The organism is Bradyrhizobium sp. SZCCT0148 (genome assembly GCF_018129985.1).
Classification (GTDB): domain Bacteria; phylum Pseudomonadota; class Alphaproteobacteria; order Rhizobiales; family Xanthobacteraceae; genus Bradyrhizobium; species Bradyrhizobium japonicum_H.
This window is the reverse complement of sequence record NZ_JAFCKT010000001.1, coordinates 1,049,312-1,067,194: the sequence shown is the minus strand read 5'-3', so window position 1 is coordinate 1,067,194 and position 17,883 is coordinate 1,049,312. Positions and strand designations below refer to the sequence as shown.

Annotated in this window: 16 protein-coding genes; 7 read left to right on the top strand and 9 right to left on the bottom strand. The window is 65.4% G+C overall.

The window, feature by feature from the left end; all coding sequences use genetic code 11:
- Window positions 1-42 precede the first annotated feature (42 nt).
- The gene (locus JQ580_RS05155; RefSeq protein ID WP_212278603.1) at window positions 43-2,919 is read left to right on the top strand and encodes a valine--tRNA ligase; all 2,877 of its coding nucleotides are present in this window, start codon (window positions 43-45) and stop codon (window positions 2,917-2,919) included.
- Window positions 2,920-3,009: 90 nt separating this feature from the next.
- Here JQ580_RS05155 and JQ580_RS05150 read toward each other — a convergent pair whose 3' ends face one another.
- On the bottom strand, window positions 3,010-3,612 hold the full coding sequence (locus JQ580_RS05150; protein WP_212278602.1) for a DNA-3-methyladenine glycosylase: 603 nt from the start codon (window positions 3,610-3,612) through the stop codon (window positions 3,010-3,012).
- A gap of 130 nt (window positions 3,613-3,742) precedes the next feature.
- Between JQ580_RS05150 and lipA the strand changes: the two genes are divergently transcribed.
- The gene (gene lipA / locus JQ580_RS05145; protein WP_212278601.1) at window positions 3,743-4,699 is read left to right on the top strand and encodes a lipoyl synthase; all 957 of its coding nucleotides are present in this window, start codon (window positions 3,743-3,745) and stop codon (window positions 4,697-4,699) included.
- 18 nt (window positions 4,700-4,717) lie between these two features.
- The gene (locus JQ580_RS05140) at window positions 4,718-5,197 is read left to right on the top strand and encodes a type II toxin-antitoxin system RatA family toxin (protein WP_212278600.1); all 480 of its coding nucleotides are present in this window, start codon (window positions 4,718-4,720) and stop codon (window positions 5,195-5,197) included.
- 109 nt (window positions 5,198-5,306) lie between these two features.
- Here JQ580_RS05140 and JQ580_RS05135 read toward each other — a convergent pair whose 3' ends face one another.
- The 6 genes from JQ580_RS05135 to JQ580_RS05110 are packed head-to-tail and all read right to left on the bottom strand — an operon-like array spanning window position 5,307 to window position 10,448.
- Entirely contained in the window at window positions 5,307-6,122 is an 816-nt protein-coding gene (locus JQ580_RS05135) for a c-type cytochrome (protein ID WP_212278599.1), read from the bottom strand.
- On the bottom strand, window positions 6,122-7,744 hold the full coding sequence (locus JQ580_RS05130; protein WP_212278598.1) for a b(o/a)3-type cytochrome-c oxidase subunit 1: 1,623 nt from the start codon (window positions 7,742-7,744) through the stop codon (window positions 6,122-6,124). Before JQ580_RS05130 ends, JQ580_RS05135 begins: the two co-directional genes overlap by 1 nt.
- Window positions 7,731-8,297, bottom strand: a complete 567-nt coding sequence (locus JQ580_RS05125) for a cupredoxin domain-containing protein (RefSeq protein WP_212278597.1) — start codon at window positions 8,295-8,297, stop codon at window positions 7,731-7,733. The genes JQ580_RS05130 and JQ580_RS05125 overlap by 14 nt, the downstream gene beginning before the upstream one ends.
- Window positions 8,294-8,470 carry a hypothetical protein gene (locus JQ580_RS05120; protein WP_162848654.1) on the bottom strand — a complete coding sequence of 59 codons (177 nt, stop codon included), beginning with the start codon at window positions 8,468-8,470 and terminating at the stop codon, window positions 8,294-8,296. The genes JQ580_RS05125 and JQ580_RS05120 overlap by 4 nt, the downstream gene beginning before the upstream one ends.
- An 8-nt stretch (window positions 8,471-8,478) precedes the next feature.
- On the bottom strand, window positions 8,479-9,729 hold the full coding sequence (locus JQ580_RS05115) for a c-type cytochrome (RefSeq protein ID WP_212279211.1): 1,251 nt from the start codon (window positions 9,727-9,729) through the stop codon (window positions 8,479-8,481).
- A gap of 11 nt (window positions 9,730-9,740) precedes the next feature.
- Window positions 9,741-10,448: a c-type cytochrome gene (locus JQ580_RS05110; protein ID WP_212278596.1), complete on the bottom strand. Its 708-nt coding sequence runs from the start codon at window positions 10,446-10,448 to the stop codon at window positions 9,741-9,743.
- Window positions 10,449-11,383: 935 nt separating this feature from the next.
- Here JQ580_RS05110 and JQ580_RS05105 point away from each other — a divergent pair.
- The gene (locus tag JQ580_RS05105) at window positions 11,384-12,163 is read left to right on the top strand and encodes a mechanosensitive ion channel family protein (protein ID WP_212278595.1); all 780 of its coding nucleotides are present in this window, start codon (window positions 11,384-11,386) and stop codon (window positions 12,161-12,163) included.
- Window positions 12,164-12,168: 5 nt separating this feature from the next.
- On the opposite strand, the gene JQ580_RS05100 is transcribed toward JQ580_RS05105, so the two are convergent.
- The gene (locus JQ580_RS05100) at window positions 12,169-12,780 is read right to left on the bottom strand and encodes a CinA family protein (RefSeq protein ID WP_212278594.1); all 612 of its coding nucleotides are present in this window, start codon (window positions 12,778-12,780) and stop codon (window positions 12,169-12,171) included.
- 3 nt (window positions 12,781-12,783) lie between these two features.
- On the bottom strand, window positions 12,784-13,965 hold the full coding sequence (locus JQ580_RS05095; protein WP_212278593.1) for a bifunctional 2-C-methyl-D-erythritol 4-phosphate cytidylyltransferase/2-C-methyl-D-erythritol 2,4-cyclodiphosphate synthase: 1,182 nt from the start codon (window positions 13,963-13,965) through the stop codon (window positions 12,784-12,786).
- A gap of 282 nt (window positions 13,966-14,247) precedes the next feature.
- Between JQ580_RS05095 and dusB the strand changes: the two genes are divergently transcribed.
- The 3 genes from dusB to ntrC are packed head-to-tail and all read left to right on the top strand — an operon-like array spanning window position 14,248 to window position 17,873.
- Entirely contained in the window at window positions 14,248-15,249 is a 1,002-nt protein-coding gene (dusB, locus tag JQ580_RS05090; protein WP_212279209.1) for a tRNA dihydrouridine synthase DusB, read from the top strand.
- Complete coding sequence (locus JQ580_RS05085) at window positions 15,246-16,421, top strand: two-component system sensor histidine kinase NtrB (protein ID WP_212278592.1); 1,176 nt, start codon at window positions 15,246-15,248, stop codon at window positions 16,419-16,421. The genes dusB and JQ580_RS05085 overlap by 4 nt, the downstream gene beginning before the upstream one ends.
- Before the next feature lie 9 nt (window positions 16,422-16,430).
- On the top strand, window positions 16,431-17,873 hold the full coding sequence (gene ntrC, locus JQ580_RS05080) for a nitrogen regulation protein NR(I) (protein ID WP_028144677.1): 1,443 nt from the start codon (window positions 16,431-16,433) through the stop codon (window positions 17,871-17,873).
- Window positions 17,874-17,883 lie beyond the last annotated feature (10 nt).

The window sequence follows — 17,883 nt, the reverse complement described above, 5'->3', positions numbered from 1 at the left end:
CTTCCCGTTGACTTGCCCCGCACACGCGGCTTTCTAGCGCCCATGATCGAGAAAAATTACCAGCCCGCCGATATCGAAGCCCGCATGTCCGTGGTGTGGGAGGACAGCCTTGCGTTCAAGGCCGGCCGTCCCGACCGCCGCGACGCCGTGCCGTTTACCATCGTGATCCCGCCGCCGAACGTGACGGGCTCGCTGCACATGGGCCACGCCCTCAACAACACGCTGCAGGACATCCTGTGCCGCTTCGAGCGCATGCGCGGCCGCGACGTGCTGTGGCAGCCCGGCACCGACCATGCCGGCATCGCCACCCAGATGGTGGTCGAGCGGCAGCTGATGGAGCGCCAGCAGCCCGGCCGCCGCGAGATGGGCCGCGAGAAGTTTCTGGAGCGGGTCTGGCAGTGGAAAGCCGAGAGCGGCGACACCATCATCAACCAGCTCAAGCGCCTCGGCGCCTCCTGCGACTGGTCGCGCGAGCGCTTCACCATGGACGAGGGCCTCTCAAAGGCCGTCGTCAAGGTGTTCGTCGAACTGCACCGCGACGGGCTGATCTACAAGGACAAGCGGCTGGTGAATTGGGACACCAAGCTGCTCACCGCGATCTCGGATCTCGAGGTGCAGCAGACCGAGGTCAAGGGCCACCTCTGGTATCTGCGCTACCCGATCGAGGGCAGGACATTCAGCCCCGAGGATCCCTCGAGCTTCATCGTCGTCGCCACGACGCGCCCCGAGACCATGCTCGGCGATACCGGCGTTGCCGTGCATCCGGACGATGAGCGCTATCTGAACCTGGTCGGCAAAAACGTGGTCCTGCCGCTGGTCGGCCGCAAGATTGCGATCGTCGCGGACGACTATTCCGATCCGGAAAAGGGCTCGGGCGCGGTCAAGATCACGCCGGCGCACGACTTCAACGATTTCGAGGTGGGCAATCGCCACGGCCTTGCCCGCATCAGCGTGATCGACAGGGAAGGCTGTCTCGATCTCGTCGACAACGAGGATTATCTGCGGGACCTGCCGGAAGGCGCCGCGCAGTTCGCCGAGGAATTCCACAAGGTCGACCGCTTCGTCGCGCGCAAGCGCATCGTCGAGCGGCTGGAATCGTTCGGCTTCGTCGAGCGGATCGAGCCGCACACCCACATGGTGCCGCACGGCGACCGCTCGAACAGTGTGATCGAGCCGTATTTGACCGACCAATGGTACGTCGACGCCAAGACGCTGGCGAAGCCCGCGATTGCGGCGGTGCGTTCGGGCGCGACGACGTTCGTGCCGAAAAACTGGGAAAAGACCTATTTCGAGTGGATGGAGAACATCCAGCCCTGGTGCATCTCGCGCCAGCTGTGGTGGGGCCACCAGATTCCGGCCTGGTACGGCCCGGACGGCAAGGTGTTCGTCGCCGAGACCGAGGAGGAGGCCGTCAGCCACGCGCTCGGCTACTACGTCGAGCAGGAAGTCATCACGGCCGAGCAGGGCCGTGAGATGGCGCTCGACCGCAACAAGCGCGAGGGCTTCATCACCCGTGACGAGGACGTGCTCGACACCTGGTTCTCTTCGGCGTTGTGGCCGTTCTCGACTCTCGGTTGGCCCGCGGATGCGCCCGAAGTGCAGCGCTACTATCCGACCAATGCGCTGGTGACCGGCTTCGACATCATCTTCTTCTGGGTCGCCCGCATGATGATGATGGGCCTGCACTTCATGAAGGAGGTGCCGTTCTCGACCGTCTACATTCATGCCCTCGTCCGCGACGAGAAGGGCGCCAAGATGTCGAAGTCGAAGGGCAACGTCATCGATCCGCTCAATCTGATCGACGAATACGGCGCGGACGCGCTGCGCTTCACGCTGGCCGCGATGGCGGCACAGGGGCGCGACATCAAGCTCGCCACCAGCCGTGTCGAGGGCTACCGCAATTTCGCGACCAAGCTGTGGAATGCGTCGCGCTTCGCCGAGATGAACCATTGCGCCGTGCCCGACGGTTTCGAGCCGGCGAAGGCCAAGGAGACGCTGAACCGCTGGATTGCGCATGAGAGCGCGCACACCACGCGTGCGGTGACCGAGGCCATCGAAGCCTATCGCTTCAACGACGCCGCGGGTGCGATCTACCGCTTCGTCTGGAATGTCTATTGCGACTGGTACGTCGAGCTCGCAAAGCCCGTCCTGCTTGGACCGGACAGCCCGGCCAAGGACGAAACCCGCGCCATGGTCGCCTGGGCACGCGACGAGATCCTGAAGCTGCTGCACCCCTTCATGCCCTTCATCACCGAGGAGCTGTGGGAAGTGACGGCCAAGCGCGGCGGTCTGCTCGCATTGGCACCATGGCCGCTGAAGCCGGCCGAGCCGACGCCGGAGCAACTCGCAATGCTTGCCGCTGCGGCCGGACCGACCGATCCGCTGATGTCGCCGATGCTGGTCATGCCGATCTTCGATCATGCCGACTTCACCGATCCCAAGGCGGAAGCGGAGATCGGCTGGGTGATCGACCTGATCACGCAGATCCGTTCGATACGGGCCGAGATGAACATTCCGCCGGCAACGCTGACGGCGCTGGTTCTGGTCGGCGCGTCCGCCGAAACGAGAGAGCGCGCGCCGCGCTGGACCGAAATCATCAAGCGCATGGCGCGGCTGTCGGACATCTCCTTCGCCGACCGTGCACCCGACGGAGCGGTTCAGCTGCTCGTGCGCGGCGAGGTGGCCGCGCTGCCGCTCAAGGGCGTGATCGACGTCGCCGCCGAGCGCACGCGTCTCGACAAGGAGATCGGCAAGGCGGACGCCGATATCAAGCGCGCCGAGTCCAAGCTGGCGAACGAGAAATTCGTCGCCAACGCGGCCGAGGAGGTTGTCGAGGAGGAGCGCGAGAAGCGCGAGGCCGCGCTGGCCCGCAAGGCCAAGCTGCTCGAGGCGCTGGAGCGGCTGAAGCAGGCCTCGTAGAGCATGGTCCGGAAAAGTGTGCAGCGGTTTTCCGGAAAGATCATGCTCAAACAATAACCTTAGGCGCGACGATTTCATCGCGCTCGAGGCCTATTTCGGAAACGGCTTGCTCAGAAACTTCGAGCCCCCGACGCCATAGCGCCAGGGCAGCTCGACCGCCTTGGTGATGCCGATCCGGACGCCGGCCACCACCTCGACGTCTTCCGTCCGCGCATGCAGCGCGATCGGTGGCCGATCCAGCGGCAGGGTGTTGTGGGCGATGGTGATGCCGAGCGCCTCGGTGAGCTTGCCCGGGCCCGAGCACAGCGCGTGCACATCCTGGAGATGACGGCGGCGGCGCATCGCCGCCAAGCCATGTGTCGGCTCCAGCGCGCGGATCAGCACGGCGGCGGCGGAGCCGGCCTCCTCGCAAACGAAGTTGACGCACCAATGGATGCCGTAGGAGCGGTACACGTAGGCGTAGCCGGGCGGGCCGAACATCACCTGGTTCCGCGGCGTCGGCCCGTTGTAGGAATGCGCCGCAGCTTCGGTATGATGATAGGCCTCGACCTCGACGATGATGCCGCCGACGCCGTCCACCAGCATGGTCGCACCGATCAGGTCCGGCGCGACCTCGCGGACGTCGCGGTCGAAAAAGGCTCGCTTCAGGACCTTGCCGAGCCGCGGTGTGGAAGTCTTCGATACTGGAGCCATTCGAGGTGAGAATCGCCTGAGAACAGAGCAGGATATTGCCCATATCTGCCATGTTCCCTGAAGCGGCGCGAGCCGGGTTGCGGCAGGCAGGCAGACAGACTAGGTAGGACCTGAACAGACCGGACAGACCATGGTCGTTATTGTCGATACCATCACGAACCCGCTGCGCCCGCGTCACCCCGAAAAGGTGAATCGTCCCGACTCCGCTTCGCCGCCGAAGCCGGACTGGATTCGCGTGCGCGCGCCCAATACCCGCGGTTATGCCGACACCCGGAACATCGTGCGTGCCAACGGCCTGCACACGGTGTGCGAGGAGGCGGGCTGCCCGAATATCGGCGAGTGCTGGGACAAGAAGCACGCGACCTTCATGATCATGGGGGATACCTGCACCCGGGCCTGCGCCTTCTGCAACGTCAAGACGGGCCTGCCCAACGCGCTGGATGCGGCCGAGCCGCGGAACGTTGCGGAGGCCGTGGCCAAGCTCGGCCTCGCCCACGTCGTCATCACGTCCGTTGACCGCGACGATCTCGCCGACGGCGGCGCCGAGCATTTCGCCGAGACCATCCGGGCGATCCGGGCCGCGTGCCCCTCGACCACGATCGAGATCCTGACGCCCGACTTCCTGCGCAAGGAGGGGGCGCTCGAGCTGGTGGTTGCCGCCAAGCCTGACGTCTTCAACCACAATCTCGAGACCGTGCCGTCGCGCTATCTCACGGTGCGGCCGGGCGCGCGCTACTTCCATTCGATCCGGCTGTTGCAGCGGGTCAAGGAGCTCGACCCTGCTATCTTCACCAAGTCCGGCATCATGGTCGGCCTCGGCGAGGAGCGACACGAGGTGCAGCAGGTGATGGACGATCTGCGCTCTGCCGACGTCGATTTCCTCACCATCGGCCAGTATTTGCAACCAACCCGCAAGCACCACGCCGTGATGCGCTACGTGCCGCCGGATGAGTTCGCCTCCTACGAAAAGGTCGCCTACACCAAAGGATTCCTGATGGTGTCGGCGAGCCCGCTCACGCGCTCGTCGCATCATGCCGGCGAGGATTTTGCGAGACTGAAGGCCGCGCGGGCCGCAACCGTCCGCTGAACCGCCATCTGAGTCACCATGCCCAAATTTTCGAACAAGCGCCGTGTCAATCACAGCGCCTCCGAGATGTTCGATCTTGTCGCCGACGTCGAGCGCTATCCGGAGTTCGTGCCGCTGTGCAGCGCGCTGAAGGTGCGCCAGCGCATGGCCAAGCCCGATGGCACCGAGGTGCTGGTCGCCGACATGACGGTGTCGTTCAAGCTGGTCAGGGAATCCTTCACCAGCCGCGTCAGCCTCGACCGCGCCAACTTGAAGATCCTGGTCGAATATCTGCAGGGCCCTTTCAGCAATCTCGAGAACCGCTGGACGTTCGAGCCCAAAGGCCAAGAGGGGGCTGAGGGCGTCTGCGACGTCGGTTTCTACCTCTCCTACGAATTCAAGAGCCGCATGCTGGCGTTGCTGATGGGCTCGATGTTCGATGCCGCCTTCGCGCGGTTCTCGACCGCGTTCGAAAAGCGGGCGGACGCGATCTACGGGCGAAAGCTGGCGCCGTCGTAGGGAGTCATCTCTTCATCGTCATTGCGAGGAGCGTAGCGACGAAGCATACCGAAATCCCACCGCGGAGAGATTCTGGATTGCTTCGCTGCGCTCGCGATGACAGCCGGGCTCAATCCACCGCCTTCACCACGTCCGGCGGCTGCGAGGCGTAATACGCCGCGGCCGCCTCGATCTCCTGCGGCGTCATTGCGCGCGCAATATTGCGCATCTGCTGGCTGATGTCGTTGCGCCGCTCACCGGCGGCGAAGGCGTGGAGCTGCGCCTTCATGTAGGCCTCGGATTGTCCTTCCAGCCACGGGCTGCCAGTCTTGTTGTCGAGGCTGCCATGGCAGGCGCCGCAGGGCGCGATGCCGCGCATCGGCGCGCCGTAGATGACGATGTTGGGCTTCGGCAGTTGCGGCGTCGGATGATAGGCCGGAAGCCGCGGCAGATAGGCGTAATAGTTGGAGAGATCGGTGATTTCCTGGTCGGTCAGGTTGATCGCGAACGGCGACATCACGGCATTGGTGCGTGCGCCGGAGCGGAAATCGTGCAACTGCTTGTAGATCACGGCGGCATATTGGCCGGCGAGATTAGGCGAGTCCGCGCGGCTGACGCCGGTCGGGCCGTGACAGATCGCACAGCGCTGCGCCAGCGTCGCGCCGCGGCCGATCGCTTCCTGGCTCGGGCGCGCCAGCGTATTCGAGGTCAGCACGACCTCAGACAGGCGTTTTCCCTGTTCGGGCGCGGTCACGCCGGCCGCTCGCTGCGGCACGCCGGCGGCACTGCAGATCGCGTCCCAGACATCTGCGAATTTCACCCAGGGCTGTGCGAAGGGCAGCACGATGAAGCCCGCAATCGCCGTCACAATCAGGATCGCGGCGGTGATGCCGACGCCAATCCTGAAATGACTGTTGCGGAGGGTGAAGAGGTCGCGCGTGCTCATCACTGCGCTCCCACATAGACGGCCGGTACCGACGTGCCCGAACTCAGCGCCAGGTTCAGGATCGGATAGCCGTAATTGGTCAGTGTGAGACCGATCATCAGCGCGACCCACAGCGCGTGGGTGTTGAGCGCGACCGGCACGGTCGCCGGCTGGTGCACGGCCAGCGCAAAGCGGTAGGGGCCGGCGTCAATCTTGGGCGTACGCATGCCACGCGCCAGGATGACGATGAACATGATGCCCGACGCCAGCAGGATGAAGCCGCCGATCGCCGACAGGGTGACGGAGAGCGCCTGCGGCGCGATCGCGGGATCGCCGAAGTCGAAATACGCCATGCGGCGCGGCATGCCCAGGATGCCGACCCAGTGCCAGGGGAAGGTCGTGACGATCATGCCGATGAACCACAGCCAGAGCTGGGTGCGGATCAGCCTGACATCGATCAGCTCGCGTCCTGTCAGATGCGGCCACAGATCATAGGCGATGGCGAAGTACATGATCACGATGGCGCCGCCGAAGATCAGGTGGAAATGGCCGGTGATCCACTGCGTGTTGTGGATCGACGCATCGAGCTGGTAGCTCATGTTGATGAGCCCGCCGGCACCGCCGAAGCCGAGCATGATGAAGGAGAACGCCAGCGCCAGCATCATCGGATTGTCCCAGGGCAGGGCCCTGATCCAGCCGAACATGCCGCGGCCGCCGCGCAGCCGCGCCGCGATCTCGACCGAGGCGCAGATCGTGAACACGGTCAGCAGCGTCGGCAGCGCCACCAGTGCAGTGAAGGCGGAATGAATGAACTTGAATCCGGCGCCGACCTGCGGATCGGCAAAGGTGTGGTGCATGCCGATCGGCATCGCCACGACCAGGAACAGGATGAAGGAGATCCGCGCCATGCTGTCGGAGTAGATCCGGCCACCGATCGCGCGCGGCACGATGGTGTAGTAGGCGATGTAGGTCGGCATCAGCCAGAAATAGACGATGGCGTGCAGCGTCCAGGAGAAGAACACCCGGGCGAGGCCGGCATCGATGGTGCTTTTCAGGCCGGCCGCAACGGGAATGATCTGCAGCAGCAGTTCGAGCGCGGCGCCGACCGCGGTCCATGCCCAGAGATAGGAGCCGGCGACATTGGCGAACATGGCGAGCGGCACCGGGGCGCCGGGGTGGGCCCTGCGCCAGACGCGCAGATTGACCGACATCAGCGCGACCCAGATCCACGAGCCGACCACGACCAGGACGACGCCGAGGTAGTAGAAAACGTTGCCGATCAGCGGCGGGTAAAACGTGTAGAGCACCGAGGCGCGGCCGAGCGCGATCGGGATCACCGCCATGACGCTGCCGGCTACGATCAGCCAGAATCCGACCCAGGCCCAGCGCACCCCGACCAGGCGCTGCTGCAGCGCCGCTTCGCTGATGGCGTAGCCGAAGCCCATCGCGACCAGCGTCGGGAAGACGTAGCCCATCACCGTGCCGTGCGCGGTCAGCGATCGGTAGTAGAGCTCGGGATTGGACAGCCAGGTGCCGATCGGGCTGCGGATGAACATCTGCCACGCGCCCAGCGTGAGCGCGATGCCGAATACGGCAAAGGCCAGCCAGAAATGGGCGAGGATGAGCTTCCTATTGACCAACACAGCTCAGCCTCCCGCCACCCTTCGCGCGATCGGCGAATTCGGCCTTGTCGATCACCTTGACCTTGCCCCACATGCCCTCGTGGCCGAAGCTGCAAAACTCCTGGCAGGGCATCAGATAGTCGCCGATCCTGGTGAAGCGCATCAGCTGCTCGGAGATATAGCCGGGCACCAGCATGGTGTTGACGTTGGTGGCCTGGATCAGGATGCCATGCACGACGTCGGCGCTGGTGGCGCGCAGCGTGATCGGCGTGTCGGCGGGAACCACGATGCAGGCCGGCGTGAAGGAATATTGCTGGCCGATGGCGCGCACGGTCACGGTACCATTGGCCTCGAGCACGCTGCCGAGATTACCCTCGACGAACTCGCCCGAGAGATGAATTCGCGCGGGGTCGATGGTTTCGACGCGCGGCTGCGGCATGGTCGCGCGATGAATGCCGGCGAAAGCCGCCAGCAGCGCCATCATCACGACGATGATCACGGCAATGGTGGCCCAGCGCCGCTCGACCCGGGCCGCCACCTCGGCGCTGGCCTGATGCGTTTCCTCGGCGCTCATTGCAGCGACCCGCGCGGCAGGAACACGAACAGATAGAAGGCGAACCACATCGCGACCACGCAAGCGGTGGCGATGCCGGCCAGCACGATTGCGCCGGACGGGCCCTGTGCGACGACCTCCTCGACGGCCTGGTCGGCAGTCGCCGGGCTGGTCGGCGGATCGGAGTTGAACATGCGGCCTCTCAGTTCAGCGGTGCGGAGCGCAGCTCGTTGGCCTCGCGCGCCGAGACCGGCGTGCCGCGATTGCCCCAGGCGGTGCGGATATAGGAGACGACGGCGGCGATCTCGTTGTCCGACAACAGGCCCGCGAACGGCGGCATGCCGTAGGGCATCGGGTTGCCCTTGGTACCCGGCGGATAGCCGCCATTGAGCACCATGCGGATCGGGTTGACCGCCGACTGCATCTCGATCGACTGGTTGTTGGCGAGCGGCGGCCAGTGCGGCGGCTTGCCTTCGCCCTGCGTGCCGTGACAGCTCGCGCAATGCTTGTCGTAGACGGTCTTGCCGAGACTGATCAGCAGGCTGCTTTCGGTGGTCGGCAGAGCTGTAGCTGCCGGTGGCGGCGACGAGCCCTCGGCGATGCCCTTGAGGTACACCGCCATGGCGCGCGTGTCCTCGTCGTTGAGATATTGCAGGCTGTTGTGCACGACCTCGGCCATCGGGCCGTAGACCACGCCGCGCATGGACACGCCGGTCTGCAGCAGGTCGGTGATGTCCTTGATGCTCCAGTCGCCGAGGCCGGCCTCGCGGTTGGACGTGAGCGAGGGCGCGTACCAGTTCTGCATCGGGATCAGGCCGCCCTTGAAGGCATCCGATTGCGAGGTGCCGCCGAGCGCATTGATCGGCGAATGGCACATGCCGCAATGGCCGAGGCCTTCGACCAGATAGGCGCCGCGATTCCATTCCGCCGATTTCTTCGGATCGGGCTTGAACTCGCCCTCGCTGAAGAACAGCGTGCGCCATCCCAGGATGAGCTGGCGATTGTCGTACGGGAAGCGCAACTCGTGCGGCTTGTTCTTCTGGCTCACCGGGGCGATCGAGCGCAGATAGGCGTAGATCGCATCGCTGTCGGCACGCGTGACCTTGGTGTAGGACGCGAACGGCATCGCCGGATAGATCAGCCCGCCGTCCGGGAAGCGGCCGCTGTGCATGGTCTTGTAGAAATCGTCGGCGCTCCATTTGCCGATTCCCGTGTCCGGGTCCGGCGTGATGTTGGAGGTGTAGAGCGTGCCGAACGGCGTCGGCATGGCGCGGCCGCCGGCGAACAGACGGCCCTCCGGCGCGGTGTGGCACGCCGTGCAGTCGCCGGCCCGGGCCAGATATTCGCCGCGCGCGATGATGTCGTTGGCGTTGTTCGGAGACTTGTCCTGCGCCGGCGCTGCCGTCGTGAACGCGGCGAGAACGAGGAATGCGATCGACAGTTTCGAGCCCATCATCCGCCTCGTCAATTGGGCTGGCTGCCGCAGCCGAACGGCAGCGCGTAGGTGCCCTTCGGTACGGGGGCCGGGTTCGCGGGCGCCGGACGTGTCGCCAGCCAAGCAGAGACTGCTGTGACGTCGGCCTCGGTCAGATGGCCTGCGACCTGCTGCATGCAGTCGGGCGACTTCGCCGTGCGGGTGCCGTAGCGCCAGGCGCCGAGCTGGGCACTGATATAGGGAGCCCGCAGGCCAAGCAGGCCGGGGATGCCGGGTTGCATGCCGGCGAGTCCTGGGCCATGGCAGCTCACACAGGCCGGAATGTTGCGGCCGGCATCGCCGCTGGTGGCGAGCTGCTCACCCAGCGCCAGCACGTCCTTGCTGACCTCGCTCGGCGCCGGCTGCGGCAGCGGCGGATGTTGGCCGGCAAAGTACTCCGCCATCGCCTCGAGATAGGGATCAGGCAGAAACTCCAGCAGGTAGTTCATCGGCGGATATTTGCGGCGGCCGCTGCGGAAGGCGAGCAACTGGTTGTAGAGATAGCCGGCCGGCTTGCCGGCAAGCCGCGGGAAATAGACGTCGCTGGTGCCTTCGCCCTTGTTGCCGTGACAGGGCGTGCAGGCCTCGACCCGTGCCGCCATCGTATCGGGCGGCTGGCTCGCTGTTTGCGCGGCCGCACCATCAAAGGCGGCCAAGGTGATGATCACAGCGACTGGCGTCGCGGCGCGAGCGAACAATTTCGTCGCCCTCCACTGGGCTGGTCCGGTTGATTCCGGATCACAACGTAGATCGGCATTATTGCGCCAATATATCCTCGCGCAAGCTCGGACACGCGCGAAGGCATTTGGTTGCGCCGTCTACGTCGCGATTTCGATCGAATTAGACAAACTTGCGTGCTTTTTGGAAAACCGGACATGGCCATGCAGTCTCGCGACAGTCTCTGTCCGAGTCTTGCTTCATCTCGGCACCCTCTTTTGTCAGAGGGCGCAGGGAAGACCGGGTGCCGGCTGGCACCCGCGGTCCACTGTGCGAATCCTGCGTGTTAAAAGCTGCACAGCGGCATACAGGTGTAGCCAGGACAGCCCGGCCTTCCCTGCGCAGTGGGTTTACGGCTTATGCCGAGTTCTCCCCGGGGAGCGTTGCACTATTGCCCCCGTCGCCTTGCAGATCGCTGACATGCGCCCCCGGTCGGGCAACACACATCACCACAAGACTTGACGCACAGACCCCGGGCGTCAGGACGACACGGTTTTGCCGTACGCGGGTCACACCGGTCGTGCGCGCGGTAGGCTCTCACTCACGGTTGCCCGCCCTGCGATGCCTTCGCGCCGATGTGACAAACGTCCACCACGGCTCACCCCACGTTTCGTGACGATCGCGATACGCCCCTCTGACCGGGATGAGGTGGCGGGACAATGCGCTAAAGCCGAAATTCTGTAAAGGCGAATATTTTTTCATCGGGGTCTTGTCCTACCACTGGCTGTTTTGCCCGACAGGTAACACAAGAAATCGTGGGCCGAAGGGCGCGTTGGTCGAAGGCGCAATCCGCCACTGTTCCCCGCGACGAAATGCGGTCGATTGTGCTGCGCCGATACGGCTAACGGGTCCGGGTTCCATCGGATCATTTCGCGCCGCAGCGAGTTTGCAGGGAATTGTCCGGGTTGGAGCCGCCATGACCATCAATTTCGACACGCTGAAGGCCTCGCTCGTTCTTTACGGTCTGAATGCGATCTACGCGATCCTGCTGCTCGCCGTCGGCTGGTACCTCTCCGGCGCCATGCAACGCTTTGTCACGCGCCTGCTGAACGTCACGCACCGCGTCGACCCGCTTGTGACGCTGTTCGTCGGCAGCCTCGTCCGTTACGGCGTGCTGGCGGTGGTAGGCATCGCCGTGCTTCAGCTGTTCGGCATCCAGACCGCGAGCCTGGTCGCCGTGCTGGGCGCGACATCGCTCGCCATTGGTCTGGCGCTTCAGGGCACGCTCTCCAATCTCGCCGCCGGCGTGATGCTGCTGTTGTTCCGGCCTTTTCATATCGGCAATGACGTCGAGGTCGCGGGCAAGGCCGGCAGGGTGAAGTCGCTGTCGCTGTTCATGACCGAGCTGGTCGCGGCCGACAACACGCAGATCCTGCTGCCGAACGGACAGGTGTGGGGCGCGGCGATCGTCAATCACAGCGTTTATCCCGGCACGGGCGAGGTCAAGGTGGCGTTTCCAGTCCCGGCCGGCGCGGCCAATGCGCTCGCGGATCGCATTCTGAAGGAGCTGCGCAACGATGCCCGCATCGACGGCCATGCGCAACCGACCGTCTCCGTCACAAAGGTCCTCGATGTGGGCAATCCCGCGGCACCGATTTTGGAATTGACCGTCAGTGCGAAGGCGAAACCCTCGGAGGCCGCTGCAGTCAAGCAGTGCGTGCTCGATCACGCGAGCGCGCTGTTGGCGGCGGCCTGAAGCGTTCAGCCCCGCGGCGAGCGCGGGGGCCGTCGCTTGGCGACATGGCGGCGCGGCGAACGGGTGACGCGCGGGCGCAGGCGGGTGACTGCGGCGGCGCGTTTCGGCTTGGCCTGCGCCTGCGGGCCGCGGGCCAGATCCATCAACATGCGCAGCGCCTCGACCACCGAGCGGGCCCGTACGGCGCTGCGGCCGATCGCGCCAAACCGGTGCTCGCGGTGGATGATGCGGCCGTCGCGCGCCGCGGCGGCGAAGTGCACGAGACCGACCGGCTTGCCGGGCGTCGCACCGCCGGGACCGGCGATGCCGGTGATGGCAACGGCGAGATCGACATCGGCGCGCTCCAGCGCGCCGACCGCCATCGCGGTCGCGGTCTCCTTGCTGACGGCGCCGAAATTGGCGAGCGTGCCGGCCTCGACCCCCAGCATCGCGCGCTTGGCGTCGTTGGAATAGGTGACGAAGCCGCGGTCGATCACGTCGGACGAGCCGGGGATGTCGGTCAGCGCGGCCGCGACGAGGCCGCCGGTGCAGGATTCAGCCGTGGCGATCGTCAGCTTGCGCATTCGGCAGAGGTCGAGCAGCGAACGGGAGAGGGCGCGTGCGTCGCTGCCGGCCATGGCCTAGACACTCCAGGGGAGGCGGATGGTGGCGCTCGCGGTGGCCGCGATGCCTTCCTCGCGGCCGGTGAAGCCGAGCCGCTCGCTGGTGGTCGCCTTCACCGCGACGCGCGAGATGTCGACGCCGGAGATCTCGGCGATGCGCGCGCGCATGGTGTCGCGCAACGGGCCGATCTTCGGCCGCTCGCAGATCATCGTGACCTCGAGATTGGCGATGCGGCCGCCGCGCGCCGTGACGCGCTCGATGGCGTATTTCAGGAACTGGTCGGAGGAGGCGCCCTTCCATTTCGCATCGCTCGGCGGAAAGTGCGAACCGATGTCGCCGTCGGCAAGCGCGCCAAGAATGGCGTCGACCAGCGCATGGAGGCCGACATCGCCGTCGGAATGGGCGAGAAAACCCCTTGTGTGCGGCACGCGCACGCCACAGAGCATGAGATGGTCGCCTTCGCCGAAGGCGTGCACGTCGTAGCCCGTGCCGATCCTGATGTCGCCGAGCTGGGCGGTCAGGCGCGCTTCCTCGCGCACGAAATCCTCGGGAGTGGTGAGCTTCATGTTGGCAACATCGCCTTCAAAGGTTGCAACCGTCAATCCCGCCCATTCGGCAATCGCGGCATCGTCGGTGAAATCGCTGCGGCCATCCTTCGCGGCGCGACGATGCGCCTCGAGGATGACGTCGAAACGAAAGGATTGCGGCGTCTGCGCGATGCGCAAGGAAGCCCGCTCTGGCGTGCCCTCGACATCGCCGCCCGCGCCGGTGATCTTGATGGTGTCGGTGACGGCAACGACGGGGATCGCGGCACCGGTACGGCCTGCGGCCTCGATTGCGCGCGAGATCACGCCGGCTGAGACGAAGGGACGCGCGGCGTCGTGAATCAGGACGACGTCCGGCTTGTGCCGGGCGAGCGCTTCGAGACCTGCGAGCACCGAAGCCTGGCGGGTGGCGCCGCCACTGGTCGGCGCCTCGTGCTTCAATCCTGCGACCGCCGCCGTGAACATGGCGCTGTCATCGGGGTTCACCACCGGCTGTACCGCGAACACGTCGGGATGGCGGCTGAAGGCTTCCATCGCACGATAGATCACGGGCTGGCCGCCGATCGTCCGGTACTGCTTCGGCCCGCCGGCACCGGCGCGCAATCCGCGTCCGGCTGCGACGAGGACGACTGCGGTGCGTTGTGATTTCGCCATAGGACTCAAATACTCAGTCGGTGATGGAAAGAGTCGCGGAGTGGGGTGATTGCCGCATGCCTCTAGCACGGCAGGCCCGCAAAAAAAGGGGGTTTCCCCGGATTGTTCGCGACAGCATTTTGCTGCACTGCACTTGAAAGATTTGTAGAATTGTCTAAAGTGTAGGCATGACGCTTGACTGCACAAGAATTGTGCGCAAGATAGATCATGGCAGGCGCGATGAGGCCCTGCCCAGTCGAGAAGACCCCTGTGACCGGTTCGGCAGTATTCGGCTCTAAGCCGTTGAAAATAGGCGATATTGATGTCGCCACCCCGGTCATCCTGGCGCCGATGTCGGGAGTGACGGACTCGCCCGTCCGCCGGTTGGCCGCCGAGCTCGGGGCCGGTCTCGTCGTCTCCGAAATGACCGCCAGTGATGAATTGGTCAATGGCCACCGGATGTCCCGGTTGCGTTGCGAAGCCACCGGCATCGGGCCGCACGTGGTGCAGCTCGCCGGCTGCGAGGCTCACTGGATGGCCGAGGGCGCCCGGATCGCCGAGGCCGACGGCGCCGATATCATCGACATCAACATGGGCTGTCCTGCCCGCCACGTCACGGGCGGCCAGTCCGGCTCGGCCTTGATGCGCGATCTCGACCATGCCGTCAGCCTGATCGATGCGACCATCGCGGCGGTGAAAGTGCCGGTGACGCTGAAGATGCGGCTCGGCTGGGACGACCGCAGCCGCAACGCGCCGGAGCTGGCACGGCGCGCGGAAGCCGCCGGCGTCAAGCTCGTGACGGTCCACGGCCGCACCCGCAGCCAGTTCTACAAGGGCGAGGCCGATTGGGATGCGATCCGTGCCGTGCGCGAGGCGGTCTCAATTCCGCTCGTCGTCAATGGCGACATCACCACTTACGAGAAGGCGCTCGCGGCGCTCGAGGCATCCGGCGCCGACGCCGTGATGATCGGCCGCGGGGCCAATGGCCAGCCCTGGCTGCCGGGTCAGATCGGCCGCCGCCTGAAGGGCGGGGCCGAGGAGGCTGTGCCTTCGCTGGACACGCAGCTGCATTATGTCCGCACGCTCTATGAGGGCGTCTGCGCGCTCTATGGTCTGCGCGTCGGCCTCAGGCATGCCCGCAAGCATCTGGGCTGGGCCCTCGACGTCGCAGCGCAGGCGAGCCGCGCGCCCGCCGAGAAGCTGAAATCCTGGCGTCAGACCATCCTCACCTCGGAAGATCCGGGCCGCGTCCATCAATCACTGCAAGACGCCTTCGACGACTTCGCATGGAGCGCTGCTGCATGAGCTCAGCTGCTGAACATCGTCGGCCGGTTTCGTCCGACAGCGACGCGATCCTGGATGCCTTGCCCAATCCCGTGCTCATGATCGGGCCGGACGGCAAGATCGTCGCCGCCAACATCGCGACCGAGGCCTTCTTCGACATTTCGACGCAGTTTCTGAAGCGGCAGTCGCTGAAAGAGCTGGTGCCGTTCGGCAGTCCCTTGCTGGCGCTGATCGACCAGGTGCGCTCGTCGAACGCGCCGGTCAACGAATACAAGGTCGATCTCGGCACGCCGCGCATGGGCGGCGACCGCCAGGTCGATCTTCACGTCGCGCCGCTGACCGAGCGGCCCGGCCATATCGTGGTGATGCTGCAGGAGCGCTCCATCGCCGACAAGATGGACCGCCAGCTCACCCATCGCAGCGCGGCGCGCTCGGTCATCGCGCTGGCTGCGATGCTGGCGCACGAGATCAAGAATCCGCTCTCGGGCATCCGCGGCGCGGCGCAGCTGCTCGAACAGCAGGCCTCGTCCGAGGACCGCATGCTGACGCGCCTGATCTGCGACGAGGCCGACCGTATCGTGACGCTGGTCGACCGCATGGAGGTGTTCGGCGACGAGCGCCCCGTGTTGCGCGGCCCCGTCAACATCCATTCGGTGCTCGACCATGTGAAACGGCTGGCGCAGTCCGGCTTTGCCCGCAACATCCGCTTCATCGAGGACTACGATCCTTCGCTGCCGCCGGTGCTGGCGAACCAGGACCAGCTGATCCAGGTGTTCCTCAATCTCGTGAAGAACGCCGCCGAAGCGCTGATCGACGTTCCCGACGGCGAGATCCAGCTCACCACCGCGTTCCGCCCCGGCGTGCGCCTGTCAGTCCCCGGTCAAAAATCCCGGGTATCCCTGCCGCTCGAATTCTGCGTGAGGGACAATGGACCAGGCGTGCCGGACGATCTTCTGCCCAATCTGTTCGATCCCTTCGTGACCACCAAGCAGACCGGCTCGGGCCTGGGTCTCGCGCTGGTCGCCAAGATCATCGGCGATCACGGGGGCATCATCGAATGCGAATCTCAGCCGCGCAAAACAACCTTTCGCGTGCTGATGCCGATGTATTCCACATCGGTAAAACATGCCGATCACAGCAGTCGCGACGACTCTGCCGGGAAGTCGTCGGCTGCATCTCAGGGGGCAAAATGAGGATCAACGATGCCCGCAGGTAGCATTCTCGTAGCTGATGACGACACCGCCATCCGCACGGTTCTGAACCAGGCACTCTCCCGGGCCGGGTATGAAGTCAGGCTGACCGGCAATGCCGCGACGCTGTGGCGCTGGGTCAGCCAGGGGGAGGGCGATCTCGTCATCACCGACGTGGTGATGCCGGATGAAAACGCCTTCGACCTCCTGCCGCGGATCAAGAAGATGCGGCCGAATTTGCCCGTCATCGTCATGAGCGCGCAAAACACCTTCATGACGGCGATCCGCGCCTCCGAGCGCGGGGCTTACGAATATCTGCCGAAGCCGTTCGACCTCAAGGAACTGATCGCCATCGTCGGCCGTGCGCTTGCCGAGCCGAAGGAGCGCGTCTCGACGCCGGACGAGGACGCCGAGATGGAGGCGATCCCGCTGGTCGGCCGCTCGCCGGCGATGCAGGAAATCTACCGCGTGCTGGCGCGGCTGATGCAGACCGATCTCACCGTGATGATCACCGGCGAGTCCGGCACCGGCAAGGAGCTGGTGGCGCGCGCGCTGCATGATTACGGCAAGCGCCGCAACGGCCCGTTCGTCGCGGTCAACATGGCGGCGATCCCGCGCGACCTCATCGAATCCGAACTGTTCGGCCATGAGCGCGGCGCCTTCACCGGCGCCAATACCCGCGCCTCCGGCCGGTTCGAGCAGGCCGAGGGGGGCACGCTGTTCCTCGACGAAATCGGCGACATGCCGATGGAGGCGCAGACCCGCCTCTTACGCGTGCTGCAGCAGGGCGAATACACCACCGTCGGCGGCCGCACCCCGATCAAGACGGACGTGCGCATCGTCGCGGCCTCCAACAAGGATCTGCGCGTCCTGATCCAGCAGGGCCTGTTCCGGGAAGACCTGTTCTTCCGCCTCAACGTCGTGCCGCTGCGGCTGCCGCCGCTGCGCGAACGCATCGAGGATCTGCCCGATCTCATCCGTCACTTCTTCGCGCTGGCCGAGAAGGACGGCCTGCCGCCCAAGAAGCTCGACGTGCTGGCGCTGGAGCGGCTGAAGCAGCATCGCTGGCCGGGCAACGTGCGCGAACTGGAAAACCTCGCACGGCGCCTTGCCGCGCTCTATCCGCAGGACGTGATCACGGCCTCCGTCATCGACGGCGAGCTCGCGCCGCCCTCGGTCAGCCCCGGTGCCGCGGTCCAGCAGGGCGTCGACAATCTCGGCGGCGCCGTGGAGGCCTATCTCTCATCGCACTTCCAAGGCTTCCCGAACGGCGTGCCGCCGCCGGGCCTCTATCACCGCATCCTCAAGGAAATCGAGGTGCCGCTGCTCACGGCTGCGCTCGCGGCCACCCGCGGCAACCAGATCCGCGCCGCAGACCTGCTCGGCCTCAACCGCAATACGCTGCGCAAGAAGATCCGGGATCTCGACATCCAGGTGTATCGGAGCGGGGGCTAGCTCTGCCGCG